Source organism: Pedobacter sp. 22163 (genome assembly GCF_052045595.1).
In the GTDB taxonomy this organism is placed as follows: Bacteria; Bacteroidota; Bacteroidia; order Sphingobacteriales; family Sphingobacteriaceae; genus Pedobacter.
Genome location: NZ_JBQEPM010000001.1, coordinates 945,513 through 964,995 on the forward strand (window position 1 = coordinate 945,513; position 19,483 = coordinate 964,995).

Annotated in this window: 13 protein-coding genes; 11 read left to right on the plus strand and 2 right to left on the minus strand. The window is 41.2% G+C overall.

Translation table 11 applies throughout. The annotated features are described in order from the left end of the window. Positions 1-12 precede the first annotated feature (12 nt). The 7 genes from ACTJKN_RS03980 (at position 13) to ACTJKN_RS04010 (ending at position 12,154) form a co-directional block, all read left to right on the plus strand. Complete coding sequence (locus ACTJKN_RS03980) at positions 13-3,021, plus strand: SusC/RagA family TonB-linked outer membrane protein (RefSeq protein ID WP_440822854.1); 3,009 nt, start codon at positions 13-15, stop codon at positions 3,019-3,021. Positions 3,022-3,046: 25 nt separating this feature from the next. Next, positions 3,047-4,444 (plus strand): SusD/RagB family nutrient-binding outer membrane lipoprotein, encoded by a 1,398-nt coding sequence (locus ACTJKN_RS03985; RefSeq protein ID WP_440822855.1) that lies wholly within the window; start codon positions 3,047-3,049, stop codon positions 4,442-4,444. Between the two features lie 786 nt (positions 4,445-5,230). Next, positions 5,231-6,778, plus strand: a complete 1,548-nt coding sequence (locus ACTJKN_RS03990; protein WP_440822857.1) for an ATP-binding protein — start codon at positions 5,231-5,233, stop codon at positions 6,776-6,778. An 89-nt stretch (positions 6,779-6,867) separates the two neighbouring features. Next, entirely contained in the window at positions 6,868-8,268 is a 1,401-nt protein-coding gene (locus tag ACTJKN_RS03995) for a phosphatase PAP2 family protein (RefSeq protein WP_440822858.1), read from the plus strand. Between the two features lie 25 nt (positions 8,269-8,293). After that, the gene (locus tag ACTJKN_RS04000; protein ID WP_440822859.1) at positions 8,294-8,860 is read left to right on the plus strand and encodes a hypothetical protein; all 567 of its coding nucleotides are present in this window, start codon (positions 8,294-8,296) and stop codon (positions 8,858-8,860) included. 571 nt (positions 8,861-9,431) lie between these two features. After that, positions 9,432-11,774: a PAS domain S-box protein gene (locus ACTJKN_RS04005; RefSeq protein ID WP_440822860.1), complete on the plus strand. Its 2,343-nt coding sequence runs from the start codon at positions 9,432-9,434 to the stop codon at positions 11,772-11,774. 20 nt (positions 11,775-11,794) lie between these two features. Next, positions 11,795-12,154 carry a response regulator transcription factor gene (locus ACTJKN_RS04010; RefSeq protein WP_440822862.1) on the plus strand — a complete coding sequence of 120 codons (360 nt, stop codon included), beginning with the start codon at positions 11,795-11,797 and terminating at the stop codon, positions 12,152-12,154. A 121-nt stretch (positions 12,155-12,275) separates the two neighbouring features. Here ACTJKN_RS04010 and ACTJKN_RS04015 read toward each other — a convergent pair whose 3' ends face one another. Then, positions 12,276-13,289, minus strand: coding sequence for a glycoside hydrolase family 130 protein (locus tag ACTJKN_RS04015; RefSeq protein ID WP_440822863.1), 1,014 nt, complete (start codon positions 13,287-13,289; stop codon positions 12,276-12,278). Positions 13,290-13,887: 598 nt separating this feature from the next. Then, complete coding sequence (glgX, locus tag ACTJKN_RS04020) at positions 13,888-16,002, minus strand: glycogen debranching protein GlgX (protein WP_440822864.1); 2,115 nt, start codon at positions 16,000-16,002, stop codon at positions 13,888-13,890. 826 nt (positions 16,003-16,828) lie between these two features. On the opposite strand from glgX, the gene ACTJKN_RS04025 reads away from it, so the two are divergent. The 4 genes from ACTJKN_RS04025 (at position 16,829) to ACTJKN_RS04040 (ending at position 19,435) form a co-directional block, all read left to right on the plus strand. Continuing rightward, a complete protein-coding gene (locus tag ACTJKN_RS04025; RefSeq protein WP_440822866.1) occupies positions 16,829-17,269 on the plus strand; it encodes an Hsp20/alpha crystallin family protein in 441 nt (146 codons plus the stop codon). 79 nt (positions 17,270-17,348) lie between these two features. Then, positions 17,349-17,657: a hypothetical protein gene (locus ACTJKN_RS04030; protein ID WP_440822867.1), complete on the plus strand. Its 309-nt coding sequence runs from the start codon at positions 17,349-17,351 to the stop codon at positions 17,655-17,657. Positions 17,658-17,753: 96 nt separating this feature from the next. After that, positions 17,754-18,200, plus strand: coding sequence for a response regulator (locus tag ACTJKN_RS04035; RefSeq protein WP_440822869.1), 447 nt, complete (start codon positions 17,754-17,756; stop codon positions 18,198-18,200). Positions 18,201-18,997: 797 nt separating this feature from the next. Beyond that, positions 18,998-19,435, plus strand: a complete 438-nt coding sequence (locus tag ACTJKN_RS04040) for a hypothetical protein (protein ID WP_440822870.1) — start codon at positions 18,998-19,000, stop codon at positions 19,433-19,435. The last annotated feature ends 48 nt before the right edge of the window (positions 19,436-19,483 follow it).

Genomic DNA, 19,483 nt, shown 5'->3' on the forward strand with positions numbered 1-19,483 from the left:
CTAAACAAAATCATGATCAAACTCAAAATTGCTTTTCTAGCCATAGCCATGCTCTGTTTTATACAGATCCATGCGCAAACGGTGCCCATAAGCGGAAAAATTACAGATGCAGCGGGGGCAGCTTTGCCCGGCATTTCCGTAAAAATAAAGGGTACATCTCTCGGAGCGTCTACAGATTCGCAAGGGAATTTCTCTATTAAAGGCGCAAACCCATCTGTGCTTGTATTTAGCGGCATCGGTTTCCAGACCATAGAGCTCGCTTATAAAGGGCAAAATAATCTTGTGGTTGTACTTAAGGACGACCAGCAGAGCCTAAACGAAATTGTAGTGACTGCACTAGGTGTAAAGCGGGAAAAACGTAACCTGACCTATAGTTCTCAAGAGGTAAAAGGTGAGCAATTGACCCAGACCAAAGAGCCTAATTTGGTAAATGCACTGGCCGGTAAGGTTTCGGGTGTTCAGATCACAAGTTCTTCGGGCACTCCAGGCAGTTCATCCAGGATTGTGATCAGGGGAGCCAATTCCCTTTACGGAAACAATGAAGCCTTAATGGTTATCGATGGTATCCCAGTAAACAATGATGAAACCGGAAACCTGAATTCTGGCCCGGGCACCAACAGGATTGCAGATCTGGATCCTAATATCATTGAAAGCATCAATGTACTCAAAGGAGGAGCTGCAACCGCACTATATGGATCTGATGGTGCGAAAGGGGTAATTATCATTACAACCAAAGCGGGTAGCCTGAATAAAAAGCCTTCGTTGAGTTTTTCATCATCATTTTCTATGGAGAAACCACTTTTGCCCGAAATTCAGGATAAATATTCATTAGGATCTAATGGTGTATATTTTGATGGTGTGAACCAAAAAACAAGTACATCCTGGGGGGCAAGAATGGATACCTTAAAAATAAACGGACAGCCAGCACAGGTATATGATCAGTCTGATTTATTCTTTAAAACCGGAAAAACATATACCAACACAGTAGCCGTAAATGGTGGTGGCGCATATAGCTCATATTTCCTCTCCTATACCAATTTTGCGCAGGATGGCACTGTACCCGGCACTTCTTTTGACCGGAATACCGTTTTTGGAAAATTCAGCACCGAGATCTTAAAGGACCTCAATATTACTTTCTCACTCAACTATGCCAATACCAAGAACAACAGGCTTCCTGAAGGATATTCCCTTGAAAGCCCTGTATGGACTATTTTTACGGCTCCGGTTTCTTATAATCTACAGCCTTCCCTCAACCCCGACGGCACGCAGAGGCTGTTCCGTTTTTCCAGGAACAACCCATATTGGGTATTGGATAACATCAGCAATACCTCGGTAGTAAACCGGTTTTTACCAACTTTTAATGCAGATTACAAAGTATTGAGCTGGCTAACCATTACTGAACGTTTTGGAGCTGATGTTTATGTTGAACAGGGCAAATATCATGAATCGTTACTCTCGGTTTCGAACCCTAATGGCCGGATCGTAAACAACAACACCAATTTCAGACAATATAACAATGACCTGATGATCGGTGCCAACAAAAGTTTTGGGGATTTTACCATTGATGCGCTATTGGGCAACAACATATTATCAACCTATAACGAAAATGCCTATGCCAACGGCCTGGGTATAACCGTTCCGGGATTTGATAATATCGGATCTACATCAAATATAAATTTTAAGGAAACAAGTTATCTGACCAGAAAAATAGGGTTCTATTTACAGTCGAATATCGATTATAAAAAGTTCTTAATCCTCTCCCTTACCGGAAGGTACGACGGTACTTCTGTACTGGCCAAAAACAACAGTTTTTATCCTTATGGTTCTGCTGCTACAAGTTTTATCTTTTCCAATTTCTTTTCGAAAGAACTTTCGGATATCATGAGCTTTGGGAAATTAAGATTATCCTACAGTACAGTGGGGAATGCCAGCATTGGGCCATATAACCTGCTTACGCCGTACGAATCACAGACGGTAAGAAACATTGCCTTTCCCTATCAAGGGCAGTCGGGCTTTTTGATCAGTCAAACTTTAAGCAATCCGAACTTAAAAAATGAGCGGATCAACGAATTTGAGATCGGTTTAGAAACAGGTTTCTTTAAAAACCGTTTAAGCCTGGAGGTTACCTATTTCGATAAAAAGACAAAAAACGGGATCATTCCCACTGTAGCACTGGCACCGTCAACAGGGTTTAACTATACGAGTGTAAATACAGCCGTAATGCGCAACAGGGGTATCGAGCTGCTTTTAAATGCAAAACCCATTAAAACGGAGAATTTTAGCTGGGATCTAACCTTGAATTACAGCAGGATCAGAAATAAGGTCCTTTCGATAGGCGGTAATCTGGAACGCCTCAACAACGGATTTACCACCATTTTTCCAAACCAGCCATATGGGGTAATCGCTGGTACGCGTTATGCCAGAAACAGTGAGGGAAAACTGTTAATTGGCAATGATGGGTTGCCATTTGCTGCAGATGAACAAGGTATAATCGGTGATATTAACCCTGATTGGATGGGCGGTATTGTTAATAATTTCAAGTATAAGCAGTTTACTTTGAGTTTCTCTTTTGATATGAAAAAGGGAGGCGATATCCAGAACAATGTGGATGGTTACGGCTATTTCTATGGCACACCAAAAGTTACCGAAGACCGTGGTCCACGTGTTGTTGAAGGTGTAAATGCGACTACAGGTTTGCCAAATACAGTATCGGTTTCAGGACAGGCCTATTATCAGCGGGCCAATGGCGTACTGGAATCGGTTATCCAGGATGGTACTTATGTAAAACTGAGAAATGTTAGCATAGGTTATAACCTAAACCCAACATGGCTGCAAAAAACGCCTTTCAAAACTATTGGCTTACAGGTTACGGGCAGAAATTTATGGATATATGCACCACACTTTACAGGTGGCGATCCGGAAGTAAGCTCTTTTGGTTCTTCAAACGGATCTCAGGGGATCTATTCTTTCTCAACCCCAACATCCCGCTCGGTAGATTTCAGTTTAAGATTAACATTATAGGCCCAATACATAAAAAAGAATCAACATGAAAAAGATATATTTCATTTTAAGTTTTGCATTTATGATGGCTTTTGCCGGGTGCAAAAAATACATAGATGTTAACTATGACCCCAACAGACCGATAGATGTTAAAGAATCGCTTATGCTGCCACCAGTACAGATGCTGATTTCCCAGAACATCAATGCATCCGGTGATGGGAATTTAAGTGTAGTGCTACAACAATACCTACAGGTAATGGCACTGAACCAGGTAGCACCAAATTTTGGCACTTATCAGATGTACAATATTGATATGGACGGTGACTGGAGCAACGTATACGTGCGCACACTGAACAACCTAAACCTCTTAAATGTTAAAGCAACTGCAAACGGCAATTTTAATTATACTGCGATTTCTAAAATACTTACTGCGTATACTTTGGGCTACGCAACCGATGCATGGGGAGATATCCCCTACAGCCAGGCTTTCAAGGGAATTGATGTAGCCAATCCTGTTTACGATACCCAGCAACAGATATATACCCAGCTGCAGCGTTTGTTAGATGATGGGATTGCAGATATCGGTCGCAATGCAGGTTTAGCTCCTGGCAGTGACGATCTGATGTACTCGGGTGATATGGCAAAATGGAAAAAACTCGCCTATACCTTAAAGGCACGCTACTACATGCACCTGACCAAGGCACCAGGAAATACGGCTGCTGCGCAGGCACAGTTGGCTTTGACTGCACTAACTAATGGTATGCAAAGTAATAATGATGATGCTAAAATTGCTTTCGGTGGGGCAGCAGGGGCAGAAAATCCATGGCAGCAAAATTTTTTACCAGGTACTACATTTGTGCTTGCCAATACCTTTGTTGATGCTTTTACTACCAGAAACGATCCAAGATTAAGTAAAATGGTTAAACCCGCCAAACAAACCGGTTTATATACGGGCCGGCAGATTGGTTTAGACGAAATTGGAAGTCTTGAGGCTTACTCAATCCCTGCCGATTTTTACGCGGGTGCCAATGCCAATAATTACCTGGTAAATTATACCGAGGCATTATTTTTAAAGGCTGAAGCAACTTTTATTGTTTCGGGAGCATCCTCTGCTCAGCCATTTTACCAGGACGGCATCAAGCAGCACATGGAAAAACTAGGAGTAGCTACTTCCGATATTGACAGCTATCTTTCTTCGAGGGGTACCTTAAATTCTTCAAATGCACTACGTCTGATCATTGAAGAAAAGTTCATATCAAATTTCCTCAACCCAGAGAATTTTACCGATTGGCGCCGTACCGGTTATCCGGCCCTAACCAAAGTTAAAAATGCCCTATCCGATATCCCAAGGAGAGTCTTATATCCAAATTCAGAAATCACCGCTAATCCACAGCCACAACAAAAGGCAAAAATTACCGACCGCTTATGGTGGGATGCCAATTAAGCTGCAAATAAGCTAACCAGGTTAGCATACTGCCAGGATAATTTAAAATTATTCTGGCAGTATTTTTAAATTAGACACAGCACCACCAACTTTAAAAGGTTTCGGCTATAAATAATCATCTTCACTCCGCTTTGCAGCTGCTTTAATTTCAAAAAAGAAGGGCAATTGCAGGTTATTTTTTCTAAGCATTACGGAAATGAGTATAACCCATTCTGTATTTGTCCAGTTTATGCTGTATCACCATCTCTCCACAATCGATCACTAGAACGATTGCACTTATATGCCAAACACTGTGTATTAAGCTTATTTTTTTTAACCTGCCGGTAATTTTACAATTTTTCCTCCTTTGCAACCAAAATCTGCATTGAAATCTGGTACGCTATGAAAGGGCCTAAAAACAATTGTAAACTAGCTGGAATAATTCTTTTACAACCAGGAAAAGACAGCTACTGTAAATGTTATTGTGGGTTAACTATGGTCTTATATCTGCGCCACGCCCTGTCTTAATTGTCTTCGTCAGAAAGTTTTGCTGAAATATGTCTATTGCTAAGTCGAAGCTGCTCAAGAAAAACTTACCGCGAGGTAAGTCGTCAAGCCTAAATCTGGCACACCAACTTGTTGTAAATTGGTTAAAACTAATCCATTAAACAGGCAAACATCCAATAATTACAGTCTGACCAAACTTTTTGTTGCCTGGCTGGTTTGGTTTTTGGTACCTTAGACCAAAATTATATCGGGATTGGGATATAATCATCCGTCAGCAAACGGTAACATTACAATTTGAACATGAATCCGCAAAACAGCAATGCAAATCAAGAGGGCTCAAACCAAAGCCCTAATACAAAAAACCAAGATTCAGATACTAGTCTGGACCAACCTTCATCAACATTATTGCTCAATGCGATTCCACAACAGATCTGGACAGCGGACACGTCCGGAGAAATCAATTATGTAAATGATACCGTTTGCCGGGATTTTGGTCGATCCAGAGAAACGATTTTAGCTTATGGCTGGACTGCCTTTGTACACAAAGATGATTTGGCAGCAAGCATCAACTTATGGAAGGCAGCACTTGAAAGCGGCAACGAATACACAACCGAGTTCCGTCTTCTTTTTTCTGATGGTAATTATTACTGGCATCTAGCAATCGCCAGACTAGTCAGGCAGGAAGGTAAATCAGATATCTGGGTGGGGACCAATACAAATATCCAAATACAGAAAACCAGTGAAGCGAGAAAAGATGAATTTATCTCTATAGCAAGCCACGAATTAAAAACTCCGCTGACTACCAGTAAGGGTTTTCACCAGCTGCTCTTGCGAATGGTTGGGGAAGGAAAAATAAAAACCTATCTGGAGCGGTCAGCCGGGCAGCTCAGCCGCCTGGAAAAACTGATTGCCGATCTGCTGGATGTAAGTAAGATCAATGCGGGAAAAATGATCTTTGACTCAAAAACGTTTAATTTCTCAGCTATGCTTACTGATGTTGTTACCGAAATGCATCAAATCTACCCCTCTCATCAGTTATTATTAGAGGCCGAAAACAATATTAGCTTTACAGGAGACCAGTACAGATTGGAGCAGGTTGTTCATAATTTTATCTCCAATGCGGTGAAATATTCGCCTGATGCCAAAACGGTTGAAATCAGTGCCCGGGTAATCGATGAAAACATCATCGTATCAGTTAAAGATTATGGCATCGGAATAAAGTCTAAACACCTTAAGCAGTTATTCGAACGCTACTACAGGGCAGACAATTCTTCCACGCGTTTTGATGGGCTTGGTCTTGGCCTTTATATTTCCGCTGATATTATAAAACGTCATGGGGGAAGCTTCTGGATAGAAAGTTCGTTTGGCAATGGCGCTGTGTTTTCCTTCAAATTACCTTTGATCAGCAGCGATTCTATAGATCCGGATATACGCACCAAAAGCTATTACAGGGATACACATATCAGCATAAACTGTCCCGTAGGTAGCGATATCATGTATGTAGTATGGACAGGGTACCAGAACATGAATACCGTAAAACACGGAGGTTCCCTTATGATAGAATATTTAAAAGAAAACCATCGGAGCAAGGTGTTCAATGACAATCGCCTGGTACCTGGAACGTGGTCTGAAGCATCTGACTGGGCAGCCAACATCTGGTTGCCGTTAATGGAACTTGCAGGCTTAAAATTTTTCGCCTGGATATTGTCTGAGAGTGCTTTCAGCCAGCTATCGGCGCAGAAGAGTGTAGAAAATGAGGAAAAGCATTCTGAAATTCTATTTTTCACACAGGCAGAGGAAGGCTTGAAATGGCTGCAAGAAAAACCAACTTTAACTGATTCGAACTGACTGGACGTCTCGGAGATCTATTAAAAAAACTGACTAAAAATCAAAAAGCATAATTAAAAAATTTATCTTTAATAATCAGATAAATTAAAATGCAATCAAGAAACTTTCACCTCACACAGGCGGGAACTATTTTTTGGGTTATGTTCCTCAATATCCTTTTTATTTTCCAAAACGTACACGCACAAAAGATCGAGGTATTGGACTCGGTTATCATCAAAAATAACTTTTGGAATTCTAAGCCAGCGAGGATTGCTGCAGTACCAGCGCTTTTGCTTGCAGGAAGTGCGGCCACCTGGGGAATAAGAAAAGATGTACGCAGTTTCCGTAACCGCTACCTACCTACTTTTCGATATCATTATGACGACTATTTACAATACGCCCCTGTAGTTGCGGTACTTGGATTAAATGCTGCCGGCGTGAAGGGAAAAAATAAAATGGGAAGGGCCCTGGTCTCCTATGCTTTTTCCGCAGTGATTATGGCCTCTGTTGTAAATACGGTAAAATACACCGCAAAAGTTGAACGCCCAGATGGAAGTTCAAACAATTCCTATCCTTCAGGGCATACGGCCAATTCTTTCATGAACGCAACATTTTTGCATAAAGAATATGGCCAATTCCGCTCCCCGCTCTATAGTGTAGGTGCATACACTGCTGCTACTGCAACAGCCGTGGGCAGAGAGCTGAACAACCGTCACTGGATTTCTGATGTTCTTGCGGGTGCAGGAATTGGTATTCTTTCTACCGAACTTGGTTATATTGTGGCAGATAAGATTTTTAAAGATAAGGGAGAACATATAAAATTAACCAACAATCCTGTACCTGTACATCTTAAACCCAGTTTTATGGAATTGAAATTAGGCTATGCCCGGGCCATCAGTAAAGACCTGACAGCAAAATCTGAAGATCTTTTTGCCAGAGGAGGGTTTAACTTCGGTTTAGAGGGTGCGTGGTTTTTTAGCCGCAATTTCGGGATTGGTGGAGAGTTTGCATTTACAAGTTTTCCTATAAACGATGATAACCTAAAATTTAATGATGTAGATATACCTACGGTTAGCGATGGACATTATACCCAGCCTATGGGAATCCGTTACATCCATGCCGGACCTTATTTTAGCATCCCACTTGCCCGGAACTGGTTTGTAACAGGAAAATTTGGTGCTGGTAGTGCTGTTGGAGCCAAAGGAGAAATTATCCTGAATTTAAAGGAAGATTTTCAGGAGGTTTTTGGATCAAAAGAATTGCCTTATTACCGGTACAAACCTGAAAGTTCGTTCAGCTGGTCGGCCGGTGCTGGAATCCAGAAGCAGATTAAAAGAAATGTGGGCATTAAAGCCTATGTTAACTATTTTAATTCAGATAACGACTTTAAACTTGATATTATAGATCAGATCAATATAGATGGCAGTTATGATTTTAAAGATTATGGATCAGAAAAAGTTAAATTTGATAACCTGATATTTGGTATCGGCCTTACCGCTTACCTCTGGTAAAGTATAAACCTCATAATCTTTCCCCATGGAAACCTTTACCCACATCAAAACTGTTCTAGGCATTATCTTAGGGTTGAGTATAACTCACTCGCTGAAGGGCGTAGTGAAAATTATTGAGCACCCTGACCGCTTCAAAGTATACACTGTTCACCTCCTGTGGGCTTTTTATATGTTTTTGAGTACGGTATATTTCTGGTGGTTTGAAGTTCATTTAACTGAGATAAAACATTGGGATTTTTTAATTTACCTCTTTTTAGTGATATATGTAATCACTTATTATACCCTGGCCGCTTTGCTTTTTCCGGAGGACATGAAAGATTATAAGGATTTCAGATCCTATTTCTTATCCCGGAAGAAATGGTTTTTCTATATCCTGGCCATACTATTTTTATTTGATGCTTTCGATACTTATCTTAAAGGGCCAGGTTACCACATGGAGATGTTAAAGGTATATCCCGTCAGGGAAATCATCCATATTACCGCCTGTCTGGTTGCGGCAAGAACAGACAATAAATGGGTGCAAATAATTACTGTATCTGCATTTATTGTTTTTCAGATCTACTGGATATTACACTATTACATGAACGGCTAACTTGGATTTTCATCCGATCTAGTGGGGGCTTTTATGTTTAAAGCCTTCCCGGGTTAGAAACAGATCAGCGCCTTGACACAGCTATCAGGATAGTAGAGTTTTCATATACTTTTCAACTATTTTTGTTTACATTTTTGAAATACTTACACATTGTGCTGAATAATGTCTCCTGTATAACCAGATCATGCGACATTCTTAATTTGTTGCAATTTCCTTTCCAAATATGCGATGTTAGCGGACTTATTGCCCATGGCTTAGAGAACCATATTAAAAATCTACGGTTAAAAAAATCTAATCTCAATGTACAAACGAACACTATCCCCTGAAGGCAAAGGCAATTTTTAATACTGACTCTTATAATTATTCAAAAATCACATTTAGTTCAAATTAAAGAAATTTTTATTTTTGCATAATACCAGCTCAAAGTCGATGGATTTAACGAATAAGCTAAAATATACATTCCATAAAGAGATGCATTTTTATATTCTTAAAACTATTATCGCTCAGGGTTGTTGACATAGATCGGGTATAATGTGAATGTACCTTCTTAATTAAATAATTGCCGCCCAGTATGGACTTAACTTCCCTAAATCAACTGTTTACCTTTAAGTCGATTTTTGAAAGCTTGGAAGACGCAGTAATCTGCCATGACATTGATTTTAAAATTACAGCTATAAACCCGGCGGCAGCGCGACTGTTTGGTTTTACCAGGGAGCAGATCGGAAAAACAGTTTCCGGAATAATGGAAAAAGCCGTTTTTGAAGAGTATGAGCATTTAGTGGATACTGTGCGGAGCGGTGCGAAGGTTCAGGGTTTCCGTACCGTACGCCGATCGGTAACCGGAAAAGACCTGCATGTTTCCATTACCATCTCTCCGATTACTGATGCGGAGCAAAAATTGATAGGCATTTCTCAAATGATCCGTGACATTTCAGGTGAGCATACCGCTGAAGAACAGCAAGCTACACTGGCAGCCATTATTGAAGGATCCGAAGATGCAATTGTTTCTAAAACGCCAGATGGTTTTATTACCAGCTGGAACAAGGGAGCGCAGGAAATTTTTGGTTATGCTGCATCTGAGGTAATCGGGAAGCACATTACCATCCTCATCCCTCAAGACCGGATACATGAAGAAGATTACATTATCAATAAGGTAAGGGCTGGCCAAAGAATCGAACATTACAAGACAGTACGTTTAGCCAAAGACGGGGCTGAAATACCCATATCGCTCACGGTATCGCCCATAAGGAACAAGAAGGGCCGCATCATTGGGGTAAGCAAGATTGCGCGTAACATTACAGCCCAAAAACTCGCCGATGAGAAGCAGGCCGCATTGGCTGCCATAGTGGAGAGTTCCGATGATGCCATAGTAAGCAAAACGCTCGCCGGCATAATCACTACCTGGAATAAAGGGGCTGAAAATATTTTCGGTTATAGCGAAAACGAAGCCGTTGGCCGCCACATCTCTCTATTGATCCCGCCAGACCGTCTTGACGAGGAAGAACGCATCATAGGCAGTATCAAAAGAGGTGTAAAAATAGATCACTTTCAAACCATCAGGATAAGCAAAGAAAACAGGGAAATCCAGGTTTCCTTAACAGTTTCCCCGATCAAGAACAGTGATGGGGTAATCATTGGCGCTTCAAAAGTAGCCAGGGATATCACTGCCCAGAGAGAAGCAGAAAACGCCTTAAAAAGCAACTCACAAAAGCTCATGATCCTGAATTCGATAGGTAAGAGCATCAGTGAACAACTGGATGTTAATGTCATTTTACAGAAAGTGACTGATGCGACAACAGAACTTACCGGAGCAGCATTTGGCGCTTTCTTTTACAATAAAACCAATGCCGAGGGTGAATCCTACATGCTCTATACACTCTCGGGCGCTCCCCGTGAGGCATTTGAAAAATTTGGAATGCCCCGTAATACAGCAGTATTCCACACCACCTTTAGCGGTGAGGGGGTAGTGCGTGTAGACAACATCAGAGAAGATGCACGTTATGGCAAAATGGCTCCCCATTTTGGAATGCCCGATGGACATCTGCCTGTGGTTAGTTATCTGGCCGTTCCAGTTATTTCCTCCACAGGAACAGTAATCGGCGGGCTTTTCTTTGGTCATCCAGAGCCTGGCGTATTTCTGCAGGATCATGAAGACCTAGTGGTTGGGGTTGCTTCTCAGGCAGCCATAGCACTCGATAATTCTAAACTTTTTGAAGAGGTTAAAACCCTTAGTCTTAAAAAAGATGAATTTATAGCTTTGGCTTCCCACGAACTCAAAACACCACTTACCTCTATGAGCGGCTTTCTTCAGGTGCTTAAAAAAACAGCTTCAGACGGGCTGAACAAAGTTTTTTTAGACAAGGCGATCAAGCAGGTAGACAAACTCAATATCCTGATCAACGACCTGTTTGACATTTCTAAAGTCCAGGCTGGCAAATTACAGTTTAATTTTGAACAGTTGGACCTTGGTGCACTGATTGGTGATATCTGCGAAACATTTGAGCAGACCGTTCCCGGACACAATTATATTTATTTCCGCCAGGGAGACCTTTTATTACAGGGGGATAAAATGCGGATGGAACAGGTAATCACAAACCTGATTGGCAATGCAGTAAAGTATGCGCCACACTCTAGGGATATTAATATAACGGCTGTAAACCACGACCATGAAATAATTATTTCCGTAATAGATTATGGCGCAGGGATTCCTGCCGCCGAACAGGCCCATATATTCAGCCAGTTTTACAGGGTAAGAGAAAAGGACCGGAATATATCCGGACTTGGGTTGGGTCTTTACATTACCAAGGAGATTATTGAACGCCATGGAGGGCGGATATGGGTGGAAAGCGAACCCGGTAAGGGTGCTGCATTTAAATTTGCGGTCCCTGTATGCAACACACACATTAACATCTAATCTAACAAAGACAAACACAAATGAGCAAAAAATTAGTTTATGTCCTGGAGGACGACGCGGATATCAGTGAAGTGGTCAGTTATATCCTGTCCGAAGAAGGCTATGAAGTAAATGGCTGCCCTACCGTTGCAGCGTTCAACCAGATGATCTTAAAGAGATTGCCTGATATAGTGATACTCGATATCATGTTGCCCGACGGTAACGGACTCGATATCTGCAGGCAATTGCGCATGGATGAGCGTACCTCAGTCATTAATATCATCATGATGTCTGCCAACACGACCAAGAATGAAATTATGGGTTCGGGCTGTGGCGCAGAATTTATAGCAAAACCCTTTAATATCGACCATTTCGTTGCCCGGGTAAACCAGTATGCATAAACTGGCTTTAACACCATTATAAATTTTGCCGTAAATTATATGCTGATTTTTAAAGACCCCTTGATAAATCTTGCACACGCCTGCATGGTAAAGTTGATGGAGATTAATTATGTTCCAACAATCATTGAACTGAAACGGTTACTGCCAAAATCTCTGCGATAGAAAATTCAGCGCCGCAGACAAATTCGTCTGCCGCTCCATAATAAATAGTGAGCTTATCTCCTTCAACTACATGTCCGTTGGTAAATACTACCTCTCCGAAAAACCCGCTTAGCTCATACGGCTCGCTTGGAACCATAATCGGATCAATCGATCTTCCCAAAACAATTGAAGGGTTAAGGTGATCGAGCAGAAAGGCACCCAGGCAGTAACGGTGGGTCTCATCTGCCCCGTGATAGATCGCCAGCCATCCTTTTTCAGTCCATATGGGTGAAGCCCCGGCGCCTACCCGGGCACTGTCCCACATGCCTTCCCTGGTCTTAATAATGCATTTATGGTTTCCCCACCGGTTAGCATCAACCGAATCGCATAGCCAGATAAAGTTACCTCCAATTTCTTTCGAACTTGGACGGTGAAGGGCAAAAAATTTTCCGTCAATTTTTCTCTCGAACAGTGCACAGTCCTTATTGTGTGGAGGCAGCATCATTGTTGGCAGGGAAAAGTTTTCCCAATCCCTGGTGGTGCGAAGCCCCACTCCCACGCCAGAAGCAGATACAGCGGTATAGGTTAGATAATACACCCCTTCAATTTCAGTAACCCTGCAGTCTTCTATCCCAAAACGCTCCAGCTCACCCATTCCAAAAAGTCCGGGAAACGCGTCGCTTTCTGAAAAATGGATACCATCATCACTACTGAGCAATCTGAGATGGGAGACAGTGGTAAGATAATCCAGTCCCCGGTAATTCATAACCCTGGGATCTGTAGAAATCAAATCAGGATCGTTAATGGCAACTTCGATAATTTCCAGCTTGCCCAGTTCGTTCATAACGGGAAAAAACACAAAGCCCTCTTTCTGCGCCTTATTTTCTGCTACCCTCACCAATAGCCATGTCTTCCCTTTAAAACGGAAAACGCCTGGATTTAACAGGCAAATAACCTGAAGGGAATTATTACTGGGTGTGATATCTTTGGGCAATAATATCGGATTTGATAAAAATCTTTTAGCAAGGTCTTTCATAATCCAAAAACAACCATCACGTCTTTAAAGTTTTTTTAATATGACATAGTTACAAGGCCTGGCCTACCGGAAAAGCAAAAAAAACAAACCTATTTTTGTTTTTTGACGAATAGTCGTATTCCCGGCCATAGGTTTAAACCTTTATCTGTTCATCATAGTTTCCAAAATTAAAGCCTATATCAATTCCAGGGTATGATGCGCCAAAAATCCTTTCTTGATGCGGTTACCTTAAGCTCAAATATCATAGAACTGGAGTGAAAATACCAAACTAACAGATAAAAAACAGGTATTTATCTTTCTCATTTCCAGTATAAAACCATTTTAGATCAGGCGCTCGTCAAGTTAAATTTACGCCATTAAATTAAATCAACGGGACGATTTAGATTAATCAATTTAGCCTTTCAGAAACGAAAGGCTTTTTTATTTATTCACACCTTTTCCATCTGTGGAAATTACCCTCACAAGCCAACAATTACCCTGTTTAAAACACCGCATTTAGCGATAGTTTTTGGCGACTAAGAATGGTCTCAAGGGCCTTTTATGACCTTAAGGCAGCTTATCCTGCCCTAAGTACCATCAATGTTCTTCCTCCCACCTCAATACTGCTTTCTGCCTCAAATTGCGCTTTCGGATTTATACCTTCATCAGTAGAAATCTCAACAGACCATTTTGGCGCATATTTCTCTTCAGGCAGCTTAAAGGTTACACCTTCATGATGGGCATTGAAGATGAGAAAAAAATGCACATCAAGGATATCATCTCCATTTTCTGCTTTGCCTTGTATCCCCTCCCCATGAAGAAAAATCCCGATACTCCCAGAGCTATCCGCTTGCCAATCGGCTGTTTCCATAATTTTACCGCTCGGTGAAAACCAGGCAATATCCAAAAGACCGTCTGAATCTATCCTATCGCCCACTATCCATTCCTTTCTACGCAGACTTGGATGTTTTAGGCGGAGTTTAATCAGGTTTTGGGTGAACTTTAAAAGCCCCTCATCTTTATTCTCCCAATCGATCCATGAAATTTCATTGTCCTGGCAATAGGCATTGTTGTTACCTTTTTGAGTTTTTCCTAATTCATCTCCCGAGGTGATCATCGGAATACCTTGCGAAAGCAGCAGCGTGGCCAAAAAATTACGTTTTTGCCTTGCACGGAGCGCGTTTATGTTGTTATCATCCGTTTGTCCTTCCACACCGCAGTTCCACGAATGGTTCTCGGCCTCGCCATCGGTATTATTATCACCATTTGCCATATTATGCCGCTCATTATAGCTTACCAGATCCTGAAGGGTAAACCCATCATGTGCAGTAATGAAATTGACGCTCGCTGTTGGCCTCCTATAATCCTGCATGTAAATATCAGGGCTGCCTAAAAACCTTTTTGCAAACTGCCCGAGTGTTCCCCGGTCACCTTTCCAGAAACGGCGCATCAGATCGCGGTATTTGCCATTCCATTCTGCCCAGCCAGGAGGAAATTTGCCTACCTGGTAGCCGCCTTCTCCCAAATCCCAGGGTTCAGCAATCAGCTTTACCTTAGAAATAATCGGGTCCTGGTGGATGATATCAAAAAATGCACCCAACCGGTCAACATCGTGCAGCCCCCTTGCCAAAGTTGAAGCCAGATCGAATCTAAATCCATCTACATGCATTTCCTGTATCCAAAACCTCAGGCTATCCATGATAAACCTGAGTACGGTGGGCATCCTTGAGTTTAAGGTATTCCCTGTTCCGGTATAATCTGTATAATATCGTTTGTTGTTTTCCTCCAGCCTGTAATAGGTAAAATTATCTATCCCCTTAAAAGAGAGCGTTGGGCCTTTCTCGTTTCCCTCGGCGGTATGATTGTAAACTACATCTAAGATCACCTCTATTCCGGCAGCATGCAGGGCTTTTACCATATCCCTAAACTCGCTGACCTGATTTCCACTGGTACCGGAAGAAGAATACCTGGATTCGGGCGCGAAAAAACCTATGGTATTATACCCCCAATAATTATTCAGTCCCCGCTCAATAAGATGGCCGTCTGAAACAAATTGGTGTACCGGCATCAGCTCAACAGCAGTAATGCCAAGCGATTTGAGGTATTGGATGCTTGCCGGATGTGCCAACCCTGCATAAGTACCACGTTGAGACTTGGGAATTAGAGGGTTTAACTTAGAAAAACCCTTTACATGAAGTTCGTAAATAACACTTTGGTTATAGGGAATCTGCAAGGGTTTATCATCACCCCAATCATAGGTCATATCAACAACTACCGACTTGGGCATGTAGGGCGCGCTATCGGTTTCCGAGAAACTAAGATCGTCTTTTTCTCCTTCCAGATCATAGCCAAAAACTGCAGAATGCCATATCACATCACCAGATATTGCTTTTGCATAAGGATCAATCAGTAATTTATTGGGGTTAAACCTATGGCCGTTAACGGGTTCATAAGCGCCATGCACCCGATAGCCATATAACTGCCCAGGGCCAATGTCGGGAATATAGCAGTGAAAAACATGGTGATCACGTTCGGCAATTTCAACCCGCCCAACTTCTGTACCTTGTTCATCGTACAAGCAGAGTTCTACTTTTTGTGCATGCGCAGCAAAAAGCGCAAAGTTAGTTCCTTTGCCATCCCAGGTAGATCCAAGCGGATAAGGACGGCCAGGAAGCTGGTAAACTGTTAGCATATCAATCGTTCTTTAAGTGCATTCATTTCACGTTTTCAGTATTTACCCATCAGCGAAACCCCGGGAAATTATCAGCCTCCGGGAATGTGTCTAGTCAATATGGGATTGAAATCCTTCAAACATAAACCCACAAAATAACTGATGAACAAACAGAAAATCTTCATTTGAAAAAATAAGGTCGAAAAGGCAAATAAACGCCTTTTTAATCTTCTGGATTTCCAGCCGCGTTTCCAGCCGGATCCCCAGATACATCGTCTTCTTTATCGCTCCACCGATATGGCCAATTTCATTAAGTTAGGCACCGAGGTTCATCAGTCTGTCCAAAGACTCCTATGGAGCGCGTAACCGAAGAGTTCCTAAGATTGAAAATCGCCAATAAATGCCCTTCGACTACGCTTAGGGTGACACGCATTTGCGATTTATCCCTTAACTTAATGACATTGCTGCCCCCGATGAACTTCATTATCTTCGAGACCTTCAACCGCAGCGTACCGATGTCAAAATATTGATAGTCTGTTCCGTAAATTTTCTCTTTATTAACAATCAAATTATCAAAAAGGTTTAATCGTTGCTGCGCTAAAGTTCTGGAATATAAAATTAACAGCTACTTAGCACCCGACCAGTAAACTGAAAATTTTACAGTTCATAGCTGAAAAAAGTTCAGAATTTATGAAAATTTTTCAGCCAGGGTTTCTAAAAAGTATTAGAATATTCTTAAAATCACCATTGGCACAGCACTTGAAGTTGATATTTCAAAACCGTTTAAAAGGTTTTAGAGAAAATTAATTGATTAATAGTCCATTTTTTTTTAAAAGGAGAACACACTATGACATTGGTTAAATTCAATCCAGAAAAGAAAAACAGCACATTATTGCCAGGCTTTAATGACATTTTCGAATCCGTACTGGGCGACACATTTTTTTCAGACCGCCGAATCAACAGCCTTCCTGCTGTAAACATTTTAGAGTCTGGTGAAGAATATCATATTGAGCTTGCCGCTCCCGGCCTGAAAAAAGAAGATTTCAAAGTTTCAGTTGAGCGTGATATGCTTACTATTTCTACCGGGCAGTACAGCGAAAACAATACATCGGAAAAAACCTACAACAGACGTGAATTCAACTACTCGGCTTTCACCAGGGCATTCACACTTCCTGAAAGTGCCGATGTGGACCGTATCCAGGCAAATTATATCGACGGGGTACTTAAACTCACACTTCCAAAAAAAGAGGAAGCAAAGGCAGTTTCAAGACAGATCGAGATTCGCTGATAAATTTGAAAATGCCGCACCAAGCGGCATTTTTTTTAATCCAGAAGTATACTGATCATCGAAATAAAACCTAAACAGAATGGAATCTACATTAGCAATAATAGTGGTGCTTCATTTAAAGGACACTAAAATTACCTATGGAAAATTTACGCTTGGTACAGACCGGGACGCTGCACTTGAAACCTTTAACATGCTTAAAGGAAAAAAGGAATCTTTAGGTGCCTGTATGATCCAGATGGAACTTATCCAGGAAATTGCTGGTCTTCCGGTACCATTAGGAACAATATCCTGCAACCTGGAGCAACTTAAGGAAAACGTAGCGATTATTTCGAAAGAAATTTTCCGGATCGCGCAACTCGACGACCTGGAAATTAAGCCATTGCAATAGGCAAAAAAATGACGAACTTTTTGGAGGGTATCAGCACATATCCATACAATGATTGAAGGATTTTCAAAAACATATAATGTTAACAAGGAGAATACTATGGAAACAAAAAAAATATTTATTGTAGAGGATGACCTGGTGTTACTGGAAACGCTGCAAGAAATGCTTAAGTTGTACGGTTATCAATGCCAGGGCTGCCACGATCCGGAGAAAGCAGTTAAACAAATTGAGCATTACCGTCCGGATCTGATTATTTTGGACTATATGCTGCCTGAATGGAACGGAGGAGAGCTTTGTAGTGCCATCCGCGCTATCGATGGCTTTGAGTACATCCCAATCGTCATTATTTCTGCCTATACTAAAATACTATTTTCACTGTCTGATTATGGTTGCGATGCAATATTGGAAAAACCATTTTCGATCCAGGAAATCACTCGTCTTATCAGCACCCTACTTTCAGAAAAACGCAGCGACAGCGGCCTTCTTCCAAAGATCAAAACCGTAATCAAAAATGCGCTGCAAGAGGTAAAGGCCAAAAACATTTAATAGCTTTCTTTTATTTGCTGAAACGGGATCAATTGACAAATTGTTAAAAAGCCCTGCAGCAAAATAGTGCCGTTTCAATGTGTGCTGTTGAAAAGGATGGAACAATTAGCGCTGCATTATATTAGATAAGCTCCAGATCAAGATGAAATGAAGGGGGCGCTATTGTGAAATATACAATCAGAATACAAATCTTAAAATAAAAGTATAAATCCATTGCACAGTCCATACCTGCTCTCAAGATCATTCTTGAAAACTAAATAAAACTGACTTTTTTAGTCAAAGTGTCAGCTTAAAGAAATAATTGTGTCACTACTAATGTTTCTGACATCATTGGATTAATTTTTGTCTAAGATCAACTGACTTATTATTACAATATATCCCCTATTATGAAAAAGATATTACCATTTATTTTAGCTACTGCCATCTCTATTATTGCGATATTTTCTTCTTTTACATTAGCTGATCCAGAGCTTGGTATATCTACGGCACTATTGACCTGGATTGGTTGTCTTTGGATCATATCAACTGCCAGAAAAAATAATCGCTGCCTATCCTGATCTGATCGTAAAAAAAACTTCTACCCCGGCAAAGCTATCCCTACCGGAACTGTACCTAAGGTGGCAGGAAAATAAAAATATGAGATAGAAGTAGCGTTTTTTCCTTAAGCAGTATCTTAAACCGGCCTTTCATGCAATTTGTAAGTTATCCGTCTATCTTATGAAATGATGCAACCTTTAAACCAGATTGACCATTTGTGGCTTATTGATTTAAACTGTTTTGCTTAATTATTTTCTTTTATGTCGAAAAGCAGAACAACTAATATTAGGGCTCAGTATGACGTTGCAGCTGCATTTAAAAGAGATAAAAATTATGTTGACACAATCAAATTATACGAAAATGTGGTAAAATCGGAGCCATTGCATTTAGATGCCCAGCATCGGCTGATGGTTTTGTACCGAAAGATAAAGGAGCCTAACAAGGAAATCAAAATTATAAAAAGGGCTATCACTGCATATCGGAAGAGAATTAAGTCCGATCAGCATGGTTGGTTAAAGCGGAATAAAGAAAAGGCAGATCTCACCCGTGAGCTGGCCAGCTCGCTTGGACTTCTTGATACCAATGGCCTTGCCTTGTATCAAAACGAAACTTTGTTCAAGTGGGAAAACAGGCTTCTTCTTTTAGAACAACGTCTTGCCAGATCAAAGCTGAAAAAGCCTACCAAAAAGAACTCTTAAAATTCCTCCTATTGCGGCTGAAAGCTCCTGCAAAAAACCAACTACATG

Bases quoted from the DNA above. Each gene is read 5' to 3' on its own strand.
- ACTJKN_RS03980 (WP_440822854.1), top strand. From the start codon at position 13: ATGATCAAACTCAAAATTGCTTTTCTAGCCATAGCCATGCTCTGTTTT.
- ACTJKN_RS03985 (WP_440822855.1), top strand. From the start codon at position 3,047: ATGAAAAAGATATATTTCATTTTAAGTTTTGCATTTATGATGGCTTTT.
- ACTJKN_RS03990 (WP_440822857.1), top strand. From the start codon at position 5,231: ATGAATCCGCAAAACAGCAATGCAAATCAAGAGGGCTCAAACCAAAGC.
- ACTJKN_RS03995 (WP_440822858.1), top strand. From the start codon at position 6,868: ATGCAATCAAGAAACTTTCACCTCACACAGGCGGGAACTATTTTTTGG.
- ACTJKN_RS04000 (WP_440822859.1), top strand. From the start codon at position 8,294: ATGGAAACCTTTACCCACATCAAAACTGTTCTAGGCATTATCTTAGGG.
- ACTJKN_RS04005 (WP_440822860.1), top strand. From the start codon at position 9,432: ATGGACTTAACTTCCCTAAATCAACTGTTTACCTTTAAGTCGATTTTT.
- ACTJKN_RS04010 (WP_440822862.1), top strand. From the start codon at position 11,795: ATGAGCAAAAAATTAGTTTATGTCCTGGAGGACGACGCGGATATCAGT.
- glgX (WP_440822864.1), bottom strand. From the start codon at position 16,002: ATGCTAACAGTTTACCAGCTTCCTGGCCGTCCTTATCCGCTTGGATCT.
- ACTJKN_RS04025 (WP_440822866.1), top strand. From the start codon at position 16,829: ATGACATTGGTTAAATTCAATCCAGAAAAGAAAAACAGCACATTATTG.
- ACTJKN_RS04030 (WP_440822867.1), top strand. From the start codon at position 17,349: ATGGAATCTACATTAGCAATAATAGTGGTGCTTCATTTAAAGGACACT.
- ACTJKN_RS04035 (WP_440822869.1), top strand. From the start codon at position 17,754: ATGGAAACAAAAAAAATATTTATTGTAGAGGATGACCTGGTGTTACTG.
- ACTJKN_RS04040 (WP_440822870.1), top strand. From the start codon at position 18,998: ATGTCGAAAAGCAGAACAACTAATATTAGGGCTCAGTATGACGTTGCA.